The organism is Arthrobacter sp. (assembly GCF_048266065.1).
Classification (GTDB): Bacteria; Actinomycetota; Actinomycetes; order Actinomycetales; family Micrococcaceae; genus Arthrobacter_H.
Genome location: NZ_JBLXAH010000003.1, coordinates 165,283 through 185,483, shown reverse-complemented (window position 1 = coordinate 185,483; position 20,201 = coordinate 165,283). Strand labels below are relative to the sequence as shown.

The 20,201-nt window shown below is 67.9% G+C and carries 18 protein-coding genes; 13 read left to right on the top strand and 5 right to left on the bottom strand.

The genetic code is table 11. From position 1 onward, the window contains the following. Positions 1 to 122 precede the first annotated feature (122 nt). Positions 123 to 1,109, top strand: a complete 987-nt coding sequence (locus ACN0TP_RS06370) for a TIGR00730 family Rossman fold protein (RefSeq protein WP_417217825.1) — start codon at positions 123 to 125, stop codon at positions 1,107 to 1,109. A gap of 21 nt (positions 1,110 to 1,130) precedes the next feature. Here ACN0TP_RS06370 and ACN0TP_RS06365 read toward each other — a convergent pair whose 3' ends face one another. Both ACN0TP_RS06365 and ACN0TP_RS06360 read right to left on the bottom strand, forming a co-directional pair. After that, positions 1,131 to 2,078: a helix-turn-helix domain-containing protein gene (locus tag ACN0TP_RS06365; protein ID WP_417217824.1), complete on the bottom strand. Its 948-nt coding sequence runs from the start codon at positions 2,076 to 2,078 to the stop codon at positions 1,131 to 1,133. A 96-nt stretch (positions 2,079 to 2,174) separates the two neighbouring features. Then, positions 2,175 to 2,765 carry a TetR/AcrR family transcriptional regulator gene (locus ACN0TP_RS06360; RefSeq protein ID WP_417217822.1) on the bottom strand — a complete coding sequence of 197 codons (591 nt, stop codon included), beginning with the start codon at positions 2,763 to 2,765 and terminating at the stop codon, positions 2,175 to 2,177. Between the two features lie 142 nt (positions 2,766 to 2,907). Here ACN0TP_RS06360 and ACN0TP_RS06355 point away from each other — a divergent pair, with 142 nt between their 5' ends. From ACN0TP_RS06355 to ACN0TP_RS06340, 4 genes are all read left to right on the top strand, one after another. Further along, a complete protein-coding gene (locus tag ACN0TP_RS06355) occupies positions 2,908 to 4,848 on the top strand; it encodes a primary-amine oxidase (RefSeq protein WP_417217820.1) in 1,941 nt (646 codons plus the stop codon). A gap of 2 nt (positions 4,849 to 4,850) precedes the next feature. Further along, the gene (locus ACN0TP_RS06350) at positions 4,851 to 5,360 is read left to right on the top strand and encodes a hypothetical protein (protein WP_417217818.1); all 510 of its coding nucleotides are present in this window, start codon (positions 4,851 to 4,853) and stop codon (positions 5,358 to 5,360) included. Further along, positions 5,357 to 5,869 (top strand): metallophosphoesterase family protein, encoded by a 513-nt coding sequence (locus tag ACN0TP_RS06345; RefSeq protein ID WP_417217816.1) that lies wholly within the window; start codon positions 5,357 to 5,359, stop codon positions 5,867 to 5,869. Before ACN0TP_RS06350 ends, ACN0TP_RS06345 begins: the two co-directional genes overlap by 4 nt. A 157-nt stretch (positions 5,870 to 6,026) precedes the next feature. Beyond that, positions 6,027 to 7,442, top strand: a complete 1,416-nt coding sequence (locus ACN0TP_RS06340) for an LLM class flavin-dependent oxidoreductase (protein WP_417217814.1) — start codon at positions 6,027 to 6,029, stop codon at positions 7,440 to 7,442. A gap of 249 nt (positions 7,443 to 7,691) precedes the next feature. On the opposite strand, the gene ACN0TP_RS06335 is transcribed toward ACN0TP_RS06340, so the two are convergent. Then, the gene (locus ACN0TP_RS06335; protein WP_417217813.1) at positions 7,692 to 7,910 is read right to left on the bottom strand and encodes a PLDc N-terminal domain-containing protein; all 219 of its coding nucleotides are present in this window, start codon (positions 7,908 to 7,910) and stop codon (positions 7,692 to 7,694) included. 98 nt (positions 7,911 to 8,008) lie between these two features. Between ACN0TP_RS06335 and ACN0TP_RS06330 the strand changes: the two genes are divergently transcribed. After that, complete coding sequence (locus tag ACN0TP_RS06330) at positions 8,009 to 8,308, top strand: hypothetical protein (protein WP_417217812.1); 300 nt, start codon at positions 8,009 to 8,011, stop codon at positions 8,306 to 8,308. A gap of 19 nt (positions 8,309 to 8,327) precedes the next feature. Here the strand turns inward: ACN0TP_RS06330 and ACN0TP_RS06325 are convergent, their stop codons facing one another. Beyond that, on the bottom strand, positions 8,328 to 9,584 hold the full coding sequence (locus tag ACN0TP_RS06325; protein ID WP_417217811.1) for an NAD(P)/FAD-dependent oxidoreductase: 1,257 nt from the start codon (positions 9,582 to 9,584) through the stop codon (positions 8,328 to 8,330). A gap of 389 nt (positions 9,585 to 9,973) precedes the next feature. Here ACN0TP_RS06325 and ACN0TP_RS06320 point away from each other — a divergent pair, with 389 nt between their 5' ends. From ACN0TP_RS06320 to ACN0TP_RS06300, 5 genes are all read left to right on the top strand, one after another. Next, positions 9,974 to 11,338: an 8-oxoguanine deaminase gene (locus tag ACN0TP_RS06320; protein WP_417217809.1), complete on the top strand. Its 1,365-nt coding sequence runs from the start codon at positions 9,974 to 9,976 to the stop codon at positions 11,336 to 11,338. A gap of 158 nt (positions 11,339 to 11,496) precedes the next feature. Further along, the gene (locus ACN0TP_RS06315; RefSeq protein ID WP_417217808.1) at positions 11,497 to 13,005 is read left to right on the top strand and encodes a nucleobase:cation symporter-2 family protein; all 1,509 of its coding nucleotides are present in this window, start codon (positions 11,497 to 11,499) and stop codon (positions 13,003 to 13,005) included. Between the two features lie 60 nt (positions 13,006 to 13,065). Next, positions 13,066 to 13,365 carry an MmcQ/YjbR family DNA-binding protein gene (locus ACN0TP_RS06310; RefSeq protein ID WP_417217806.1) on the top strand — a complete coding sequence of 100 codons (300 nt, stop codon included), beginning with the start codon at positions 13,066 to 13,068 and terminating at the stop codon, positions 13,363 to 13,365. A gap of 148 nt (positions 13,366 to 13,513) precedes the next feature. Beyond that, positions 13,514 to 14,821, top strand: a complete 1,308-nt coding sequence (locus tag ACN0TP_RS06305) for a sensor histidine kinase (protein ID WP_417217804.1) — start codon at positions 13,514 to 13,516, stop codon at positions 14,819 to 14,821. A gap of 52 nt (positions 14,822 to 14,873) precedes the next feature. Then, complete coding sequence (locus tag ACN0TP_RS06300) at positions 14,874 to 15,530, top strand: response regulator transcription factor (RefSeq protein ID WP_417217802.1); 657 nt, start codon at positions 14,874 to 14,876, stop codon at positions 15,528 to 15,530. 19 nt (positions 15,531 to 15,549) lie between these two features. On the opposite strand, the gene ACN0TP_RS06295 is transcribed toward ACN0TP_RS06300, so the two are convergent. Continuing rightward, a complete protein-coding gene (locus tag ACN0TP_RS06295) occupies positions 15,550 to 17,073 on the bottom strand; it encodes a helix-turn-helix domain-containing protein (RefSeq protein ID WP_417217801.1) in 1,524 nt (507 codons plus the stop codon). Positions 17,074 to 17,176: 103 nt separating this feature from the next. Here ACN0TP_RS06295 and aceA point away from each other — a divergent pair, with 103 nt between their 5' ends. Together aceA and aceB are read left to right on the top strand one after the other, a co-directional pair. Then, complete coding sequence (gene aceA, locus ACN0TP_RS06290; protein WP_417217799.1) at positions 17,177 to 18,481, top strand: isocitrate lyase; 1,305 nt, start codon at positions 17,177 to 17,179, stop codon at positions 18,479 to 18,481. Positions 18,482 to 18,561: 80 nt separating this feature from the next. Further along, a complete protein-coding gene (gene aceB / locus ACN0TP_RS06285) occupies positions 18,562 to 20,199 on the top strand; it encodes a malate synthase A (protein ID WP_417217797.1) in 1,638 nt (545 codons plus the stop codon). Positions 20,200 to 20,201: the final 2 nt, after the last annotated feature.

Genomic DNA, 20,201 nt, shown 5'->3' with positions numbered 1-20,201 from the left:
CGCCGGGTGATGACGTCACCGGCCTCGATTCCACTGTGCCGTGGATCACGCGAGGCGGCTTTGGCTTTGCGTGTCGGGCTCTTGTCCCCCGGCGCAGGGGCATCTGCCGATAGCGTTGGAGGGTGAACAGCGAAGCCGAGCAGATCATCCATGTCAGCGCCGTCGTCCTGCGCAATGCCGCCGGAGAGGTGCTCACCGTGCGCAAGACCGGGACGGAACGATTCATGTTCCCCGGCGGCAAACCCGAGGCCGGGGAGTCGGCGGCCGACACGGCACTGCGCGAGTGCGCCGAGGAGATCGGCGTCCAGCTGGATCCTGAAGGGCTGCGGGAGATCGGCACCTTCCGATGTGCCGCAGCCAACGAGCCCGGCTTCGATCTGGTGGCCACGGTCTTCGAGCACCCCTCGCAGGCCGAGCCGAGCGCGACGGCGGAGATCGCCGAACTGCGCTGGCTGGATGCCTCGGCGCCGTGGCCTGCGGATCTGGCCCCGCTGTTGGCCGAACACGTCCTGCCGGCCATCACCGGCGCTGCACGCCCCCTGCCGGGAAACATCGTTGTCTTCACCGGCTCGAAGACCGGCGATGGGCCGGCCTATGGGCTGGCCGCCGACCGGCTCGGCGCCGGGTTGGCCCGCCGGGGGGTCGGGATCGTCTACGGCGGTGGGCACGTCGGCCTCATGGGCCGGGTCGCCGATGCCGCCCTCGAGGCCGGTGGGCGGGTCCACGGGGTCATCACCCAGGCACTCGTGGACGGGGAGACCGCACATACCGGGTTGACCCACCTGGAGATCGTGGGCACCATGCACGAGCGCAAGGAGCGGATGGCCTCACTCGGGGACGCGTTCGTCGCCCTGCCCGGAGGCGCGGGGACCCTGGAGGAGTTCTTCGAGGCCTGGACGTGGCAGCACCTGGGCATCCACGCCAAGCCGGTGGCCCTGTTCAACGTCGACGGATTCTGGGATCCGTTGTTGGCCATGATCGACTCCATGGTCCAGCGGGGCTTCCTGGCGTCCGCGTATCGGGACGCGCTGATCGTCGGCACCGATGTCGACGAGCTCCTGGCGCGCCTGTCCACGTGGACGCCGCCGGAGCGGAAGTGGAAGAAGTAGCCCGGACGGACCCCGCAGTGTTCAGGCTGCGGTGCGCAGCGAGCTCGGAGCGTAGCCGTATTCGGCGCGGAACACCCGGCTGAAGTGCGCGGCGTCGGGAAGTCCGCTGCGGGCGCCGATGATGCCCACGGGCATCCCCGACAACAGCGGGTCCAGCAGTTCCCGGTGGGCGTTCTCCAGGCGACGACGGCGGATCCATGCGGCGACGGTGGTCCCGGTGGGTTCGAACAGCTTGTGCAGGGTCCGTGCCGAGATGAAGTGTGCAGCGGCAATGCCACCCGGCGCCAGCGTTGGATCCGCGAGGTGCTGTTCGATGTGGTCCTTGATCCGCTGGAGCTGCAGCTTCTGTTCGAAATCCCCCAAGCGGGGCCCACTGTGCACCTCGGTGGCCAGGATGGTGCCGAGCAGGTCGACCGCGTTGCGTGCCAGCCGATATCCGATGGCCTCGTCCACCGTGGGCAGCACGTCACCGATCCGGGCGATGCAGGACACCAGCGCACCGGCGACCGGGTCGTCCGCCCCCAGCCGCTGGGCGGTCAGCACCGAGAGGTCCACGTCGTCCAACCCGATCAGGCGCTTGGGGAACATGAGCACCAGCGTGGAGAACTCCTCGTGGAAGCTCAGCGTGTAGGGGCGCTCGGTGTCATAAATGGCCACATCCCCCGGGGCGAGAACCGCTTCCCGTCCGTCCTGGACAATGAAACCCTGGCCGCTGAGTTGCAGGCTGACCTTGTAGTAGCCGGTTCCGCCGTCGCTGATGAGCGCCGGAGTGCGCCGGACCCGGTGGGCCATGGCGTCGACCTCGATGACAGCCAGGTCGTGCAGTTCCCGGCCGGAGACCTGGCCGGCGAAGGGGCCGGGGCCGACGGGGTCTGCCTCCAACGGGACGAAGGACGCCGAGACGATTTCACGCCACCGGGCAAAGTCTTCCGCCCGGTGGGCCAGGGAGTGGGAGGCCGTCACCGTCATGATGCTCCTGTCGCTCGGTGATGGGTGTCACATTGCTGTCAAGATACGCCGTTCCCGCCGGAAAGTCACTATTTTCTCCGTTTGTCGAAAAACGGATCAAGTGGCGAGCAGGTCCAGGTGGGCATCCAGATGGCGCCGCAGTCCCGACGGAGCCGCGTGCTCCGGGTCCAGCGTTGCGGTCACCTGGGCACCGAGCAGATAGGTGAGCAGCACTTCGACCGCCGGGGCGACCACCACGGACGCCCGCACCTCCCCTGCCTGCCGGGCCTGCTCGAGCCAACCGGACATCCACTCGCGCCACACCGCCATCGAGCCGTCGTTCAGCTGGGCCTTCGCCCGGTCATGGATGGCCACGTGCCAAAACGGCACCACGATGCGCGCCTCGTCCAGCCGGGTGGCATCCAACGGAAGGACCTCGCGGCAGAAGGCACGCAGTGCGGCCAGCCCCTCCAGCCCCCCGGTGGCGGCACGGATCCGCTCATTGGTCCGCGCAAAGACATACTCGAAGGTCGCCTGGACCAGTTCGCCCTTGGTCGGAAAATAGGGCTTCAGCGCCCCGTTGGCGAAGCCCGCCTCCTCGGCGATCTCGCGCATGGTCGCGCGCTCGAGTCCCAGCCGCGCAATGATCCTCCACGTCGCCTCGACCAGCTCGATGCGGCGCCTGTCGTGATCGACGATCTTGGGCACCCGGGTCCACCTTCCACTCGCCCCCGCCAGGCCGGGGGGTCTTGCCACCAGCCTATGCGACCCGTATTATCTACAGTCATAGAAAAAAGAAGTGACGTGCACCACTTTTCGATGCATCGCTTCCCAGCGAAAGGCACCCCCCATGAGCCCCTCCTGCCACGAATCCCCGACCACTGCCACTGCTACCGACACGATCGGCGTCTTCACGCTGCCGACCCCCGCGGAGATCACTTCAGTGGTCACCATCCTCCGCGAGGGCGGGTACTTCCCCGACTCCTCCCGCATCGCCTACCTCGGGCTGGTGGACCCGCCCCGCAACCAGGCGGACGACGCGGCCGTCGAGCGGATCTTCCGCGTCTTCACCCTGGACACGGCCGGCGGTCCGGCGCGCGACCTGACGGTCAGCGCCACCGCCAACACCGTTCTGACGGCAACGGAGCTGGACACCGCCGAGACCGGCGAACTGCCGGTGTTGGAGGAGGAGTTCGAGGTGGTCGAGCAGATCCTCTCCACCCACCCCGAGTGGCTCGCCGCCCTGGACAAGCGCGGGCTCGACGTCGAGAAGGTCCGCGTCGCCCCGCTGTCGGCTGGCGTGTTCGAGTACCCGGACGAGGCGGGTCGGCGCATCCTGCGCGGACTGGCCTTCGTCCAGGAACACCCCGGGGATTCGGCCTGGGCCCACCCCGTCGACGGGCTCGTCGCCTACGTGGATGTCACCAACAAGACGGTCGACCAGGTCCTGGACATCGCCGTCGTGCCCGTCCCTGCCGAACACGGCAACTACACGGATCCGGAGCTGACCGGGCCGGTGCGCACCACGCAGAAGCCCATCGAGATCACCCAGCCCGAGGGCCCGAGCTTCACCGTCACGAACGGCAACCACATCGAGTGGGAGAAGTGGTCCCTGGACATCGGCTTCGACGTGCGCGAGGGACTGGTGCTGCACAACATCGGCTTCGAGGACCAGGGCCGCACGCGGCGCATCCTCAACCGCGCCTCCATCGCCGAAATGGTGGTGCCCTACGGCGACCCGTCGCCGGTGCGCAGCTGGCAGAACTACTTCGACACGGGCGAATACCTGGTCGGGCAGTTCGCGAACTCGCTGGAGCTGGGCTGCGACTGCCTGGGCGAGATCCACTACCTCTCCCCCACCGTGGCCGACGCCCTGGGCAATCCGCGCACCATCGCCAACGGCATCTGCCTGCACGAGGAGGACGCCTCCATCCTGGCCAAGCACTCGGATTTGTGGAGCGGGATCAACTACACGCGCCGCAACCGCCGTCTGGTCATCTCCTTCTTCACCACCGTCGGCAACTACGACTACGGCTTCTACTGGTACCTCTACCTGGACGGCACCATCGAGTTCGAGGCCAAGGCCACCGGCGTCGTCTTCACCAGCGCGCACCCCGGCGGCGACTACCCCTACGCCTCCGAGATGGCACCGGGCCTCGGAGCCCCATTCCACCAGCACCTCTTCGGCGCACGGCTGGACTTCGCCCTGGACGGCGGCGCCAGCCGGGTGCTCGAAGAGGACGCAGTGCGCGTCCCCCGGGGCCCGGAAAACCCGCGCGGCAACGCCTTCACCCGCAGCCGCACCGTGCTGGCCACCGAATCCCAGGCAGCCCGCGACGCCAAACCCGAGGTGGCACGCACCTGGCTGGTGCAGAATCCGCAGGCCACCAACCGGCTCGGCGAACCCGTCGGCTACAAGCTCCACCCGCAGGGCCAGCCCACCCTGTTGGCGGACGATGACTCCTCGATCCACCGCCGGGCGACGTTTGCCTCCAAGGCGCTGTGGGTGACCCGGCACGACGACTCCCAGCGCTACCCCACCGGCGACTTCGTCAACCAGCACCCCGGTGGCGCCGGCATCCCCGCCTGGATCGAAGCGGACCGGGACCTCGATGGCCAGGACGTCGTCGTGTGGCACACCTTCGGGCTCACGCACTTCCCGCGCACCGAGGACTGGCCGATCATGCCCGTGGATACCGTGGGCTTCAAGCTGCGGCCCGAGGGCTTCTTCGACCGCTCCCCCGTGCTCGACGTCCCCGCGCCGGGGGCCGGCAGCTCCTGCCACCAGTAGCCATGTCGGCCTGGAGAGCTCCGGCCCCCGCCGGGATCACCCTTCGTGCACCGGGGACGCCGCGGCCGGCCGGAACGCCCGGCGGCTGGGCCCGGCTGGCCGCCGCAGCACTGACGGCCGCGTCGGTGCTGGCCCATGTGCAGATGCTCTCCGACGGCGGCCACGGCTGGGTCCTGGGCCTCGTGCTGGCGGTCATGGCGGTGTCCTGCGCGGGATGCGCCGTCCACTCCATCCTCCGCCCGGGCTGCCGGGGCCCGGTGGTCCTGATCGGCATGTCGATCACCATGGCGCTGGCCCACGCGGTCATGGCCCTGGGGATGCCGGGCGGGATGGGCATGCACGCGATGCACCACGGCGGCTCCCACCTCGCGGCGGCCGGGACGTCGGGTGCCGATCATGGCCCGCTCATGCTGCTGGTCATCGTCCTGGAACTGGCAGTGGCCTGGCTGGCCGCCTACGCGGTGCATCGCGCCCGCACCGGCGCGGCGGTTCGTGGGAGGATGCCGGCATGAGCACCCGCCTGGTCCTGATCGCCGATACCCACCTCCCGAAGCGCGCCCGCGGACTACATCCGGATCTCTGGCAGGAACTGGAGGCGGCCGACGTCGTCTTCCATGCCGGGGACTGGGTCGAACCGGCCCTGCTGGACGAGCTCCAGTTGCGTTGCAGGCGGCTGGTCGGGGTGTGGGGCAACAACGACGGCGACGAGCTGCACTCCCGGCTTCCCGAAACCGCGCGGGTCGAGATCGAGGGCATCAGGTTCGCCATGACCCATGAGACCGGTGCTGCCACGGGGCGGGAAAAGCGCTGTGCCGAGCGGTTTCCGGACACCGATGTGCTGGTCTTCGGGCACAGCCACATCCCGTGGGACACCACCGCCGGCACCGGGCTGCGCCTGCTGAACCCGGGCTCGCCTACGGACCGGCGCCGGCAGCCGGTGTGCACCTACATGACGGCTGTCGCCGACGACGGCGTGCTGGGCGATGTCAGGGTCGTCCCGGTCGACCGGGTCACCGCCTGACGGGCAACAACGCTTCCAAGCACCGTGGTGGGCCAGTGTGACTTCGTATGTAGGCACCCTTGCGGCCGGTACGGGCTAGGAGATTCGATGGGTGCACCCCACGCCGGTCCTCGCGTTCGGCCTTGCGAAGCCGTCTGGCCCACGACGAAAGTAGCCCATGGAAAAATCACGGATTCGATTCAACGCCTTCGACATGACCTGCATCATGCATCAATCTCCTGGGCTGTGGGCCCATCCAACCGATGAATCCACGCGCTACAACGACTTGGACTACTGGATTGACCTGGCCAAACTCCTCGAGCGCGGGAAGTTTGACGGACTGTTCATTGCGGACGTCTTAGGTGTATACGACACCTACGAGGGCTCACACGATGCCTCTGTCCGCCGGGCGATGCAGGTCCCGGTCCACGACCCGATGCTTCAAGTCTCGGCCATGGCTGCCGCTACCAAGAACCTCGGATTCGGCATCACCGTCTCGGCCACCTACGAGCAGCCCTACGCCCTCGCACGGCGGTTCAGCGCCTTGGACCACCTCACACGTGGACGTGTGGCATGGAACGTCGTGACTTCGTACTTGGACGGTGCCGCTCGAAATCTGGGGATGGAACGCCAGCTGTCCCATGACGAACGGTACGAACTCGCCGATGAAGTCATCGACGTCTGCTACAAGCTCTGGGAAGGGTCGTGGGAAGACGATGCCGTGGTCGCGGATCGGGACCACCAGGTGTACGCAGACCCGTCCAAGGTCCATCCCATCAACCACCGTGGCAAGCACTTTTCGGTCCCGGGAATCCATCTCTCTGAACCTTCACCACAACGCACTCCGGTCATCTGGCAGGCGGGCACCTCAAGTCGGGGCCGTGCCTTCGCCGCAAAACATGCCGAGGCCGTCTTCACCGTGGCCCCGACTGCCGAGGTACTCCGCAAATACGTCGACGACATCCGGGCAGTCGCCGCCAAGGAAGGCCGCGATCCCCGCAGCGTGAAGATCTACACGGAGATCGCGACTGTCGTTGCCCCCACCGATGCCGAGGCCCGGGCGAAGTACGAAGAATTCCTCACGTGGGCAGACTATGAAGGGGCACTGGCGTTCTATGCCGGTATCACCGGTATCGACCTCTCGACGCTTGACCCCGACGACCCCCTTCAGTATGTGGACACGGACTCGGCCCGCTTTGCCTTGGAAATCTTTTCCTCGGCCGATCCGGACCGGACATGGACGGCCCGAGAAGTCGTGAAGTTCGTGACGATCGGCGCAATGGGACCTGTGTTCGTCGGCTCGCCGCAGACGGTGGCCGACGAATTGGAGCGTTGGATGGATGTTGCCGACATAGACGGGTTCAACATCGCCTACGTCACGACACCAGGAACGTTTGCGGACTTCATCGATCTGGTGGTCCCGGAACTACAAGCGCGTGGACGCTATTGGAATGACTATGACGGGTCGGCGACACTCCGCGAACGCATTTACGAACCGGGACAAAAACGGGTTCGAGAGGACCACCCCGCTGCGGTTTACCGTCGCCAGCTACGGTCCATGGCCGCCGCGGTCGAAGCTGTCGACCACGGCTGACCCGGACGCCACGCAGGTGAAGCGGGGCATCCGGAGACCAACTGACCCAGCTATTTCCTACGGCACCCGACCAGGAAGTGGGCGCTCGGACCGCCGAAGTCCAGAAGGCCGACGGCGAACCACAACAGCTGGGAATCCTTGGGCCGTGTTGCGGGACGGCCCTTGAGCTCGTTCAGGGCAGCCGCCGAAAATGGCGCTCTGGGCGATGTCAGGGTGGTCCCGGTCGACCGGGTCGGCGCCTGACGCGTCCTACTTCTTGCGGCCGATGAGGAAGTAGGCGATCGGGCCGCCGAAGTTCATGAAACTGACGGCGAACCACATCAGTTTGGGTCCCTTCACCTGGGCCGCGGGCCGGCCTTTGAGGTCCTTCAGCGCGGCCCCCTGCAGCGCCACCTGCGCGGCTCCGAGGAGCGTGACGCCGATCTTGCCACCGGTGCCGAGGTCCTTGCATCGTTTCTTGGCTGCCATGACTTCCCTTCCTTTCGTTGCCTGCAGACCCCAGCCTACGTCCGCTTCCACAACAGGTGCTCGGCAATTTGTCCGCCCGGCACCCATAGGATGGCCGCATGTACGTGGACATCGACACCACCGGCCATGCCACCCTCCGCGATGTGGGGAACCTGCGTGAACTCAAGGTCATTGCACCAGCCATTGCCGATGCCGATGTGGCTTCCGCGCTCGAGACCGCCGGCTGGGGACAGCTGGACGGCGAGCATGCCTGGTTGTCCATCGCCGCGCTCCGGGAAGCAGGCACGGGACAGGAAGCCGGCTGGGAGGCGGGGTTCGACGACATGATCGCCTACGCCACGTCGAAGGACTGGCTGTCGGCCGACGGCCTGGGCGTCCGCGCCCACCTGGAGCGATGACACCGGCCGGACCTGCGCCTCAGCGCAGCGGGTTGAAGTGGCGCATCAGCGCCGATACCGGCTGCCCGGTCATCTCTGCGGCAAGCATCTTGCCCGTGAGGGGACCCAGGGCAACACCCCACATGCCGTGACCACCGGCGACGTGCACCCGCGAGGACTTCGTGGCACCGATCAGCGGCAGCCCATCGGCGGTGCACGGCCGGGCACCGACCCATTCCTCCTGGCGATCCTCCCAGTCGATGCCGGTGAACATCGGCGAAGAGGCGTTGATGATTGCCTGGATCCGACGGGGGTCCAGCGGCGCGTCGGCGTTGCGGAACTCCATCATGCCGGCCACGCGGAAGCGGTCCCCGAGCGGGGTGCAGGCCACGCGTTGGGCCGGGAAGTAGATCGGGTGGGTGGGCATGGCATCGGGCTTGACGGTGAAGCTGTAGCCGCGGCCGGCCTGGACCACCTGGCGGACGCCGAAACGGCGGGCCAGGCTACCGAGCCAGGCGCCGGTGGCCAGCACCACGGAGTCCGCCGTGATGCTCCGTCCGCTGGAACCGGTGACGGTGACGCTCCGGCCGTGTTCCTCCACGTTGGTCACACTGAAGCCGTCGATGATCTCCCCGCCGCGCCCGCGGACGGATGCAGCCAGGGATTCCACGAAGTTCGGCGGGTTGATGAAGCGCTGCCCGTGGATCTTCACGCCTGCCACGACGTCGGAGCCCAGCGTCGGCTCCAGCCCGCGGATCTCCTCTCCTGACATCAGGTCGAAGTCGACCGTTCCGCCGGCCTGCCGGATGCCTTCGAACTCGTGGACGAGTCCTTCGCGGTCCTTGTCGCTGGCGAACGCGGCCAGAAAGGGTTCCGCAGGCTTCGTCGGTTCGGCGACGGAGTTGGTCCCCTCGGTGATCTCCGCGAAGGCATCGAGCCCGGTGGCTCCGATCTCGCTGAAGACCTTCATGGCCTCGCGCCATTTGCCGGGGGTGCAATGCCGGGCGAAGCCGATCAAAAAGCGCAGCAGCGACGGATCGGTCGTCGGCGGGATGTACAGCGGGGAGTTGGGGTTGAACATGGCCTTGAGCCCGTAGGTCAGGACGGACGGCTCGCTCAACGGCAGGGTCAGTGCCGGGGTGAGCCAGCCGGCGTTGCCCCAGGAAGACCCGGCGGAGACCCCGGTCCGGTCCACGATGGTTACGCGCGTGCCCTGTTCCTGGAGGTACCAGGCGGTCGACAGGCCGACGATGCCGGCCCCCACGATGACGACGTGTTCCGGTTTCTGCGTGACCATGGTGTCCTCCTTGACGTGGTTGAGAGCTCTCCGGCCAGCCTGCCCGAGCCCGCGGTCAACCTCAACCACCCAGGCACTTTCGACGGGAATCCGTTCTGCGCCACGAAAGCGGCTGCAGGAAAAGTCGGAATTCCCGGTTATGCCGTCTTAAGTTCGGCATATCCTTCGTGGGGCCATTGGTTCCGCCGCCTCCACGCCACAGGGCACCTTGAACCAGGTCACTGCCCGGCCCCAGGAAACCCTTGACGGCCCGGCGGCGGTTCCCTAGGCTCGGTTGCCATCTGCAGCGTGCAGATCCTGGATCAGCAGACAGGCACCACTGAGCTGGCTTCGATGAGCCGGCGGTCGCCGTCCGGCCCGAAGTCCACCTTCGAGCCAAGGAGCAGACCTTGCACGCCACCACAGCACGAACATGGATCAAGAACCCGCTGGCCGCCTTCACCGCCAATGAGCTCGATGCCGGCGGAGGCCTGGTCATCCAGGACGGGACCATCGTCGAGGTCCTCGCCGCCGGAGAGCAGCCGGCCACCCCCTGCACGGACGTCTTCGATGCCTCCGGGCACGTGCTCCTGCCCGGGTTGGTCAACACCCACCACCACTTCTACCAAACGCTCACCCGCGCCTGGGCGCCGGTGGCCAGCGCCGAACTCTTCCCCTGGCTGACCAATCTGTACCCGGTCTGGGCACGTCTCACCCCGGCCGGCTTGGAACTGGCGACCACCGTCGCACTGGCCGAATTGCTGCTCAGCGGCTGCACCACCGCGGCGGACCACCACTACCTCTTCCCCGACGGCCTGGAGCAGGCCATCGACGTCGAGGTCTCGGTCATGCGCTCGCTGGGCATGCGCGGCATGCTCACCCGCGGATCCATGACCCTGGGAGAGGACGACGGCGGATTGCCACCCCAGCAGACGGTGCAGGACCCGGAGGTGATCCTGGCCGACAGCGAACGGCTCATCGGGCAGTACCACGAGCGTGGGGAGGGGTCCTTCATCAACATCGGCCTGGCCCCCTGCTCTCCGTTCTCGGTTACCCGCTCGCTGATGTCCGACACTGCGGCCCTGGCCGCCCGGCACGATGTTCGCCTCCACACCCATCTGGGCGAAACACTGGATGAGGAGGATTTCTGCCTGCGCATGTTCGGCCAGCGCCCCGTGGACTACCTGGAGTCGGTCGGGTGGCTGGACGAGCGCACCTGGCTGGCCCACGGGATCCACTTCAGCGACGAGGAGATCTCCCGGCTCGGAGCCGCGGGGACCGCCGTCGCGCATTGCCCGACGTCCAACATGCGGCTGGCCTCCGGCACGGCGCGGGTCCTGGAGCTCGAGGCCGCCGGCTCACCGGTGGGGCTCGGGGTCGACGGGTCGGCATCGAACGACGCCTCCAACATGATCCTCGAGGCGCGGCAGGCACTCTACCTGCAGCGGCTGCGCTATGGGGCGGCGGCCGTCACCCCAGAACAGGCCCTGGGGTGGGCCACCCGGGGTTCGGCCCGGGCCCTCGGCCGCAGCGACATCGGCGAGCTGCGGCCCGGCAAACAGGCCGACCTGGCGCTGTTCACCCTCGACGCCCTGCGCTTCTCGGGCAGCCACGATCCGATCGCCGCACTGCTGCTCTGCGGGTCGGACCAGGCGGACCGGGTGATGGTCGGCGGGCAGTGGAGGGTCGTCGACGGCGCCATCCCCGGTCTGGACATCGGGGCACTCATCGCCCGGCACAGTTCCGCTGCCCGTCGGCTGATCCAGACGGCGTAACCCTTGACAGCACAGGCTGTGATCTAGTTCACTTTTATTCATTACGAGATCTTGTTTCCGACATGCGAGATTTATTGTCGGTGGTACAAGGGGGTTCCGCGCTGCGGGATCCGGGGTCCTCGCCGCTCCCAGCCACGTATCGGCCAAGAGGTGACCACATGAACCACAAGACATCCGGCGCCACGAACACCGCGCGCCCCGAAGACGAACGCCTGCCGTGGGGCAGGACCTTCGCGTACGGATTCCAGCACGTCCTGACCATGTACGGGGGCATCATCGCCCCACCACTGATCGTCGGCGCGGCAGCCGGCATGGATTCGGCGGACATCGGCCTGCTCATCGCCGCCTGCCTCTTCGTCGGCGGGCTGGCCACCGTGCTGCAGACCGTGGGCATCCCCTTCTTCGGCTCGCAACTGCCGCTGGTCCAGGGCGTCTCCTTCTCCGGGGTCGCCACCATGACCGCCATCATCGCCGGCGGCGGCGGGATCCAGTCGGTCTTCGGTGCCGTGATCGTCGCCTCGGTCGTGGGCCTGCTGATCACGCCGGTCTTTTCCAAGGTCGTCCGGTTCTTCCCGCCCGTGGTGACCGGAACGGTCATCACCATCATCGGCCTGACGTTGATGCCGGTTGCGGCCAACTGGGCCATGGGCGGCAACGCGAAGGCCGAGGACTACGGCTCGGTCGCCAACATCTCGCTGGCGGGGGTGACGCTGCTGGTGGTGCTGTTGTTGAGCAAGCTCGGCAGCGCCACGGTCTCGCGGCTGTCGATCCTGCTGGCCATCGTCATCGGCACGGTCGTGGCCCTGGTCTTCGGCATGGCCGACTTCTCCAGCGTCGGCAACGGCCCGGTCTTCGCCTTCCCGACCCCGTTCGCGTTCGGCCCGCCGACGTTCGAGCTCCCGGCCATCATCTCCATGCTGATCGTCATCCTGGTGACCCTGACGGAGACAACCGCCGACATCCTCGCCGTCGGGGAGATCGTGGACACCAAGGTCGACTCCCGCAGGATCGGCGACGGACTCCGCGCGGACATGATCTCCAGCGTGATCTCGCCCCTGTTCAACTCCTTCACCCAAAGCGCCTTCGCCCAGAACGTGGGCCTGGTGGCCATCACCGGGATCAAGAGCCGGTTCGTGGTCAGTGCCGGCGGCGTGATCCTGATCGTGTTGGGCCTGCTCCCCGTGCTCGGGCGGGTGGTCGCGGCGGTTCCGACAGCGGTGCTGGGAGGGGCCGGCGTCGTGCTGTTCGGGACGGTGGCCGCCAGCGGCATCCGCACCCTGGCCGCCGTGGACTACCGGAACAACATGAACCTGGTCATCGTCGCCACCTCGCTCGGATTCGGCATGATCCCCATCGCCGCCCCGACCTTCTACGACCAGTTCCCCACCTGGTTCAGCACCATCTTCCACTCGGGCATCAGCTCGGCTGCCGTCATGGCCATCCTGATGAACATCATCTTCAACCACATCAAGGCAGGCACCCCGGACGAGCCGTCCGTCTTCGGCAAGGCGCCGCCCCGGGTGCCCCGTCCGCTCCCGGAGACCAAGAGCCCGCGCACCGGGCAGCGCGCCGTGTTCCGCAAGCGCACCACGCTGCCGTCCCCCGGGGAACCAGGCCAGGCGCTGCGCGGTGCCGGTCTCACTCCCGAGCGGCGCCCCGCGGGATAGCCCCACGGTGTCCGCGGGGCGGGTCTTGACCCGGGCCCGCGGACACCGCACAGTCGGTGCATGAGCACCGAAGCCAGGGTCCGCGCCCTCTGCCTGGCCCTGCCCGGCGTGGTCGAACGGCCGAGTTGGAACCGTCCCGCCTGGTTTGCCCGCACGCTGATGGCGCGCATGTGGGACGACACGGTGCTGACCGTGAAGACCACCGAACGAGAGGCCCTGGCGGCCACCGACCCCGCCGCCTACTTCTGGACACCCCACCACGACTCGTCCCCCCAGCTGGTCCTGGTCCGGCTGGAGTCCATCGACGATGTCGAACTGCGCGAGCTGCTCGCCGACTCCCACCGCCTGGCCGGCGGGTAGTGGGGTTAACCCCCGCAGGAACCGGGGGCCGGCACGGCAGACCGCAGGACCCGCGGCCGGAAGGATGGAGGAAGATCATCCTCCCTCCCGCGAAAGGCCAGCCATGACCGTCCTGCCGGATCTTCCCTCGGCGCTAGACTCCTCACCGATGGACCACGACGATCCCCCACCCGAAGCCGCCGGTGGAAACCGCACCCACCGGGCCCCCGCGGCAGCGCCCTCCCGCCTCTCCCACCTCGGGCGGGACATCGGCTACAACCTGGCGGCACTGATCATCGGCGTGCTCGCGTTCAGCCTGGCGATCACCCTGTTCTCCGCGGGCGTGGGCACCGCCATCATCTACGTCGGCGTCTTCGTCCTCGTTGGCGCACTCTTCACCGCCAGTTTCCTGGCCGCCGGGGAGCGGGCCCTGGCGCGTTGGAACTCGGGGCCGCTGCCGCCTACGTACTACCGGCGGAATCCCGGCGGGTCGGTCCTGCGCCGCCTGCTCAGCCCGCTGGGCGACGCCCAGCGCTGGAAGGACCTGATCCACGCCGTCGTGTCGTTCCCGGTACGCGTTCTCGCCTTCTCGGTGACGACCGTCTGGATCGGCGGCGCCCTGGGCGGGCTCACCCAATGGTTCTGGTACCGCTTCATCCCGGAGCCCAAGGAGGACGTCTGGGACCTGCTCGGCATTGCCCCGGTCTGGCATCCCTGGATCCAGCTCGGACTCGGCATCGTGTTCCTGCTGACCCTGTTCCCGATCAGCCGGGGCCTGGCCCTGCTCCAGCGCGCCCTCGCCGTCGGGCTGCTGACCAACGAGCGGCGGGCCCTGCGCGAGGAGACCACCCGGTTGAGCAGTTCACGCACCCAGGTGATCGCCGCCGAGGCGGGCACGCTGCGCCGGATCGAACGCGACATCCACGACGGGCCCCAGCAGCGGCTGGTGCGCCTGGCGATGGACCTGGAAGCCGCCAAACGCCGGATCGATCCGGAGGACCAGTCCACACGCGAGCTCATCGACGCCGCGCTCTCCCACTCGCAGGACGCGTTGGCCGAACTCCGCGCCCTCTCCCGCGGCATCGCCCCGCCGATCCTCACGGACCGCGGCCTGGTCGCCGCCTTCGAGGCAGCCGCAGCCACCTCCCCCCTGCCCGTGGCCCTCAGCATCGGCCCCGGCGCCGGCCGCCGCTTCCCGGCCCCCGTTGAACAGGCGGCCTACTTCTCCGGGGTCGAGGCGCTGACGAATGCCGCCAAGCACTCCTCCGCCAACCAGTGCACCCTGGCGTTGTCCACCGATGGCAGCTTCCTGACACTGCAAGTGCACGACGACGGAGTTGGAGGAGCGCATCCGGGCAAGGGTTCCGGGCTGGCCGGGCTGCGCGACCGGCTGGCCGGCGTCGACGGCACCCTGGAGGTGGACTCCCCCGACGGCGAGGGCACCACCATCACCGCGGGGATCCCGTTCGGAGGCTGAGCAACCCGCCCGCCGGGCACGATGCGCGGGAAGGCGCCGGTACGCTGGCTGCATGCGCATCGTGCTTGCCGAGGATTCGGTCCTGCTCCGGGAAGGACTCGTACGCCTGTTGCGCGAAGGCGGCGCCGAGGTGGTCGCCGCCGTCGGCGACGAGGCGTCGTTGCTGGCAGCCGTCGACGAACACCTGCCGGACCTCGTCGTCACCGACGTCCGCATGCCCCCGGGGTTCGGCCACGAGGGCCTCGCCGCGGCCGCCCGGATCCGGGCGGAGCATCCAGGCATCGGGATCCTCGTGCTCTCCCAGTACGTCGAGCTCACGTATGCCACCGAACTGCTCGCCGGCGCATCGGCCGCGGGAACCGGCGGGCTCGGCTACCTGCTCAAGGACCGGATCGCCCGGCTGGAGGAGATGACCGGCGCGCTTCAGCGCATCGCAGCCGGCGGGGTCGTCCTGGACCCGGAAGTGATCTCCGCCGCCTTCAGCCAACGGGCCGCCGCCCCGTTGGCCACGCTGACCCGGCGCGAACGCGAGGTCATGGCCCTGATCTCGGAGGGCCGCACGAACGCGGCCATCGCCTCCACCCTGTTCCTCAGTGCCGGGGCCGTGGAGAAGACCATCTCGGCGATCTTCACCAAGCTGGGGTTATCCCCCGGCCCCGATGACCACCGCCGGGTGTTGGCCGTGCTGGCCTGGCTGGACCGCGGCTGAGACAGCTCCAGTCCCGCGCTCAACCGCCGTGGGCCTGCAGGAATTCGTAGACCTCGGTTTCGTCCACGCCCGGGAAGGCCCCCGAGGGCATCGCGGCGAGCAGGTGCGAGTTGGCGCGGGCCGCCGGCCAGGCCTGGCCGGCCCAGAGCCGGGACAGGCTGTCCGGTGGCCGCTTGCAGCAGGTCTCATCCGGGCAACGGGATTTCGAGCGCTCGGTGGTGTCCCGGCCGCGGAACCACTTCACGTGTTCGTAGGGCACTCCGATGCTCAGCGAATACGTGCCCGAGGAGTGCCGCTCGGTCCGGGCGGTGCACCAGTAGGTGCCGACCACTGTGTCGGTGTACTGCTCGTAGGCGCGGAACTTGTCCGGGACCTCGAAGACCTCGCGGCTGGTCCAGTACCTGCAGATGGTCTGGCCCTCGATGGCCCCGGTGTGGTCCGCGGGGAAGTTGACGCCGTCGTTCTCATAGGCCTTGTGCAGGATGCCCGACTCGTGCACCTTCTGGAAATGGCAGGTGATGCCCAGGTGCTCGGTGGCCAGGTTGGTGAACCGGTGGGCCGCGGATTCGTAGGAGACCGCGTAGGCGTCGCGCAGGTCCTCGATCGCCAGCGCCTTGTTCTTCTTCGCCTCGTCGAGGAATCCCACGGTGGTCTTCTCCGGCATGAGCAGGGCCGCGGCAAAGTAGTTGGTGTAGACGCGTTGGCGCAGGAACTCGCTGTAGTCACGCGGTGCCTCATGCCCCAACACGTAGTGCCCCAGCGCCTGCAGGAGCACCGAACGGGCGTCGTGCTCGCTGCGTGAGCCCTGCACCAGATAAATTTGGCGGTTCTTCAAATCGGTCACCGACCGGGTCGAATGCGGCAGATTGCCCACGAACCGCAGCCCGAAACCCAGGTGTTCGGCCAGGTCGGCGGCGACGTGGTGGGACAGCGGGCCGGAGGTGTGGCCGACGGCGTCGAGCAGGTCCTGGGCCTGCTTCTCCAGCTCCGGGTAGTGGTTGTTCCGCCCCCGCATTTCGGTGCGGATCTCGGTGTTCGCCCGGCGGGCCTCCTCGGGGGTGGCCGACTGCTGTTCGAGGCGCCGCTCCAGCTCGTGTTGCAGACCGACGAGGGATTCGAGGACATCCATCGGCAACCGCGAGGAGACGCGGACTTTCGGCAGTCCCAGCGATCCATACAGGGGGCCACGCTGGGCCTTCTCCAATTCGATCTCCAGGGCTGCACGGCGACTCGGCGGCTCGGCGCCGAGCAGGTCATCGACCCCGGTATCCAGGGCCCCGGCCAGCAGCTTGAGCAGGGAGACCTTGGGCTCGCGCTTGCCGTTCTCGATCAGGCTCAACTGCGAGGGGGCCACCCCGACGAGCTCCCCCAGACCATCCAGGGTGAGCGCCTTCGCCTTGCGCAGGTGGCGGATGCGCCGCCCCAGGGCAATCGAGTCGAGTTCGGCATCGAGTTCCGCGGTGGTGCCGTCCGGGGATGCTCCGCCGGCCGGCCGGTTCCATGTGGGAGTAGTCACTTTTTGAGAATAGCGGAAGAAGTGCAAATCTTTCCACCAAAAACCCCTAGATAACCCCTTGCGGATCGCGAAAAGTAATCACTACGCAGAAAAACACCGAAACACCATCGGCGAACCAGAGGAGAACGACATGACGCAGAACCAGCAGACCGCCGCGGAACGCGAGCAGGCCCTGGAGCTGGAGTGGAGCGCCAACCCCCGCTGGGAAGGGCTCACCCGTGAGTACACAGCAGCCGAGGTCGTCCGCCTGCAGGGCCGCGTCGTCGAGGAGAACACGCTGGCCCGCCGCGGTTCCGAGAAGCTCTGGAACCAGTTGACCGAAGAAGCCAAGACCGGCGCCTACACCAACTCGCTCGGCGCCCTCACCGGCAACCAGGCAGTGCAGCAGGTCAAGGCCGGGCTGCGCGCCATCTACCTGTCCGGCTGGCAGGTCGCCGCCGACGCGAACCTCTCAGGACAGACCTACCCGGACCAGTCGCTCTACCCGGCCAACTCGGTGCCGCAGGTGGTCCGCCGCATCAACAACGCGCTGCAGCGTGCCGACCAGATCGAGTTCGCCGAGGGCGTCCAGTCGGTCGAGGACTGGCTGGTCCCGATCGTCGCCGACGCCGAGGCCGGCTTCGGTGGCCCGCTGAACGCCTACGAGCTGATGAAGTCCATGATCACCGCCGGCGCCTCGGGCGTGCACTGGGAGGACCAGCTCGCCTCGGAGAAGAAGTGCGGCCACCTCGGCGGCAAGGTCCTCATCCCGACGGGCCAGCACATCCGCACCCTGAACGCGGCCCGCCTGGCAGCCGACGTCATGGACACCCCGAGCGTCATCATCGCCCGCACCGACGCCGAGGCCGCCACGCTGATCACCTCCGATGTCGACGAGCGCGACGCCGAGTTCATCACCGGCGAGCGCACCGCCGAGGGCTTCTACAAGGTCCGCAACGGGATCGAACCCTGCATCGCCCGGGCCAAGGCCTACGCCCCGTATTCCGACCTCATCTGGATGGAGACCGGGACCCCGGACCTGGAGCTGGCCAAGAAGTTTGCCGAGGCGGTCAAGGCCGAGCACCCGGACCAGATGCTCGCCTACAACTGCTCGCCGTCGTTCAACTGGAAGAAGCACCTCGACGATGCCACCATCGCGAAGTTCCAGCGCGAACTCGGCGCCATGGGCTTCACCTTCCAGTTCATCACCCTCGCCGGCTTCCACGCCCTGAACCACTCGATGTTCGACCTGGCCTCCGGCTACGCCGAGAAGGGCATGAGCGCCTACGTCGAGCTCCAGGAGCGCGAGTTCGCCTCCGAGGCCGCCGGCTACACCGCCACCAAGCACCAGCGCGAGGTCGGCACCGGCTACTTCGACCAGATCGCGACGACGCTGAACCCCAACGCGTCCACCCTGGCCCTGGTGGGATCCACCGAGGCCGGCCAGTTCCACTAAGCAGAGCCCGACGCCGGTGCCTCCTCCGCGAGGCAGGAGGCACCGGCGTCGTACCCCACACTTTTTGAAGGAGAACCGCCATGAACGACCCCATCACCCTGAACGGCATCACGCTGAACGCTTCCCCGGTCCGCCGGCAGGAGCAGATCCTCACCCCCCAGGCCATGGACTTCCTGGCGAAGCTCCACGCCGAATTCGAGCCGCGCCGCCAGGAACTGCTGGCGGCCCGCGAAACCCGCCGCCGCCAGATCGCCGCCGGTGAGGACCCCCGCTTCCTGGAGGAGACGCGCCACATCCGCGAGGACGACTCCTGGCGCGTGGCCCCCGTGGCCCCCGGGCTGGAGGACCGCCGGGTGGAGATCACCGGGCCGACGGACCGCAAGATGGCTGTCAACGCCCTGAACTCCGGAGCCAAGGTGTGGCTGGCCGACCTCGAGGACGCGTCCACCCCGACCTGGCAGAACGTCATCGGCGGACAGTTGAACCTGCGCGCGGTGCTCGACGGCGAACTCGACTTCACCTCGCCCGAGGGCAAGGAATACACGGTCACGGGCAAGCAGCTGACCGACCTGCCGACGATTGTGGTCCGCCCCCGTGGCCTGCACCTGCCGGAGAAGCACCTGACCATCAACGGCAAGTCGACCTCCGGCTCGCTGGTTGACTTCGGGCTGTACTTCTTCCACAACGCGCAGCGGCTCATCGCCGCCGGCCGCGGCCCGTACTTCTACCTGCCGAAGATCGAGAACCACCAGGAGGCGCGCTTCTGGAACGACGTGTTCGTCTTCGCCCAGGACGCCGTGGGGATCGAGCAGGGAACCATCCGTGCCACGGTGCTCATCGAGACCATCACCGCGGCGTTCGAGCTGGAGGAGATCCTCTACGAGCTGCGCGACCACTCGGCCGGGCTGAACGCCGGACGCTGGGACTACATCTTCTCCGTCATCAAGAACTTCCGCAGCCGCGGGCCGCGGTTCGTGCTGCCGGACCGGGCGATGGTGACCATGACCGCCCCGTTCATGCGCTCCTACACCGAGCAGCTGGTGCGGGCCTGCCACCGCCGCGGAGCGATGGCGATCGGCGGGATGAGCGCCTTCATCCCGAACCGCCGCGACGAGGCCATCAACGCGGTGGCGTTCGAGAAGGTCCGTGCCGACAAGACCCGCGAGGCGGCCGACGGCTTCGACGGTTCCTGGGTGGCCCACCCGGACCTGGTTCCGGTGGCCCGCGAGGTGTTCGACGAGACCCTCGGTGGCCGGCCCAACCAGCTGGATCGCCAGCGTGAGGACGTCATCCCGGATGACAAGTCGCTGCTGGACATTGCCGGCACGCAGGGGCTGATCACCGAGAACGGCGTGCGCATGAACGTGGAGATCGGGATCCGCTACATCGAATCCTGGCTGCGCGGCAACGGTGCAGTGGCCCTGCAGAACCTGATGGAAGATGCGGCCACCGCCGAGATCTCCCGCTCGCAGATCTGGCAGTGGATCCACCAGGGCGCCGTCACCGACGAGGGCGAGCTCATCACCACCGAGTTCGTCGAGGAGATCGTCGACGACGAGTTCGCCAAGATGGAGCGCTTCGAGGGTGACCGGTTCGCCGACGCCCGCGAGATCTTCGACGAATGCGCCCTGCGCGAGGCCTACCCCGCGTTCCTCACGGTCCCGGCCTACACCCGGTTCCTGTGCCAGTCGAAGGCGAAGGCCACCATCGACGCCTGACC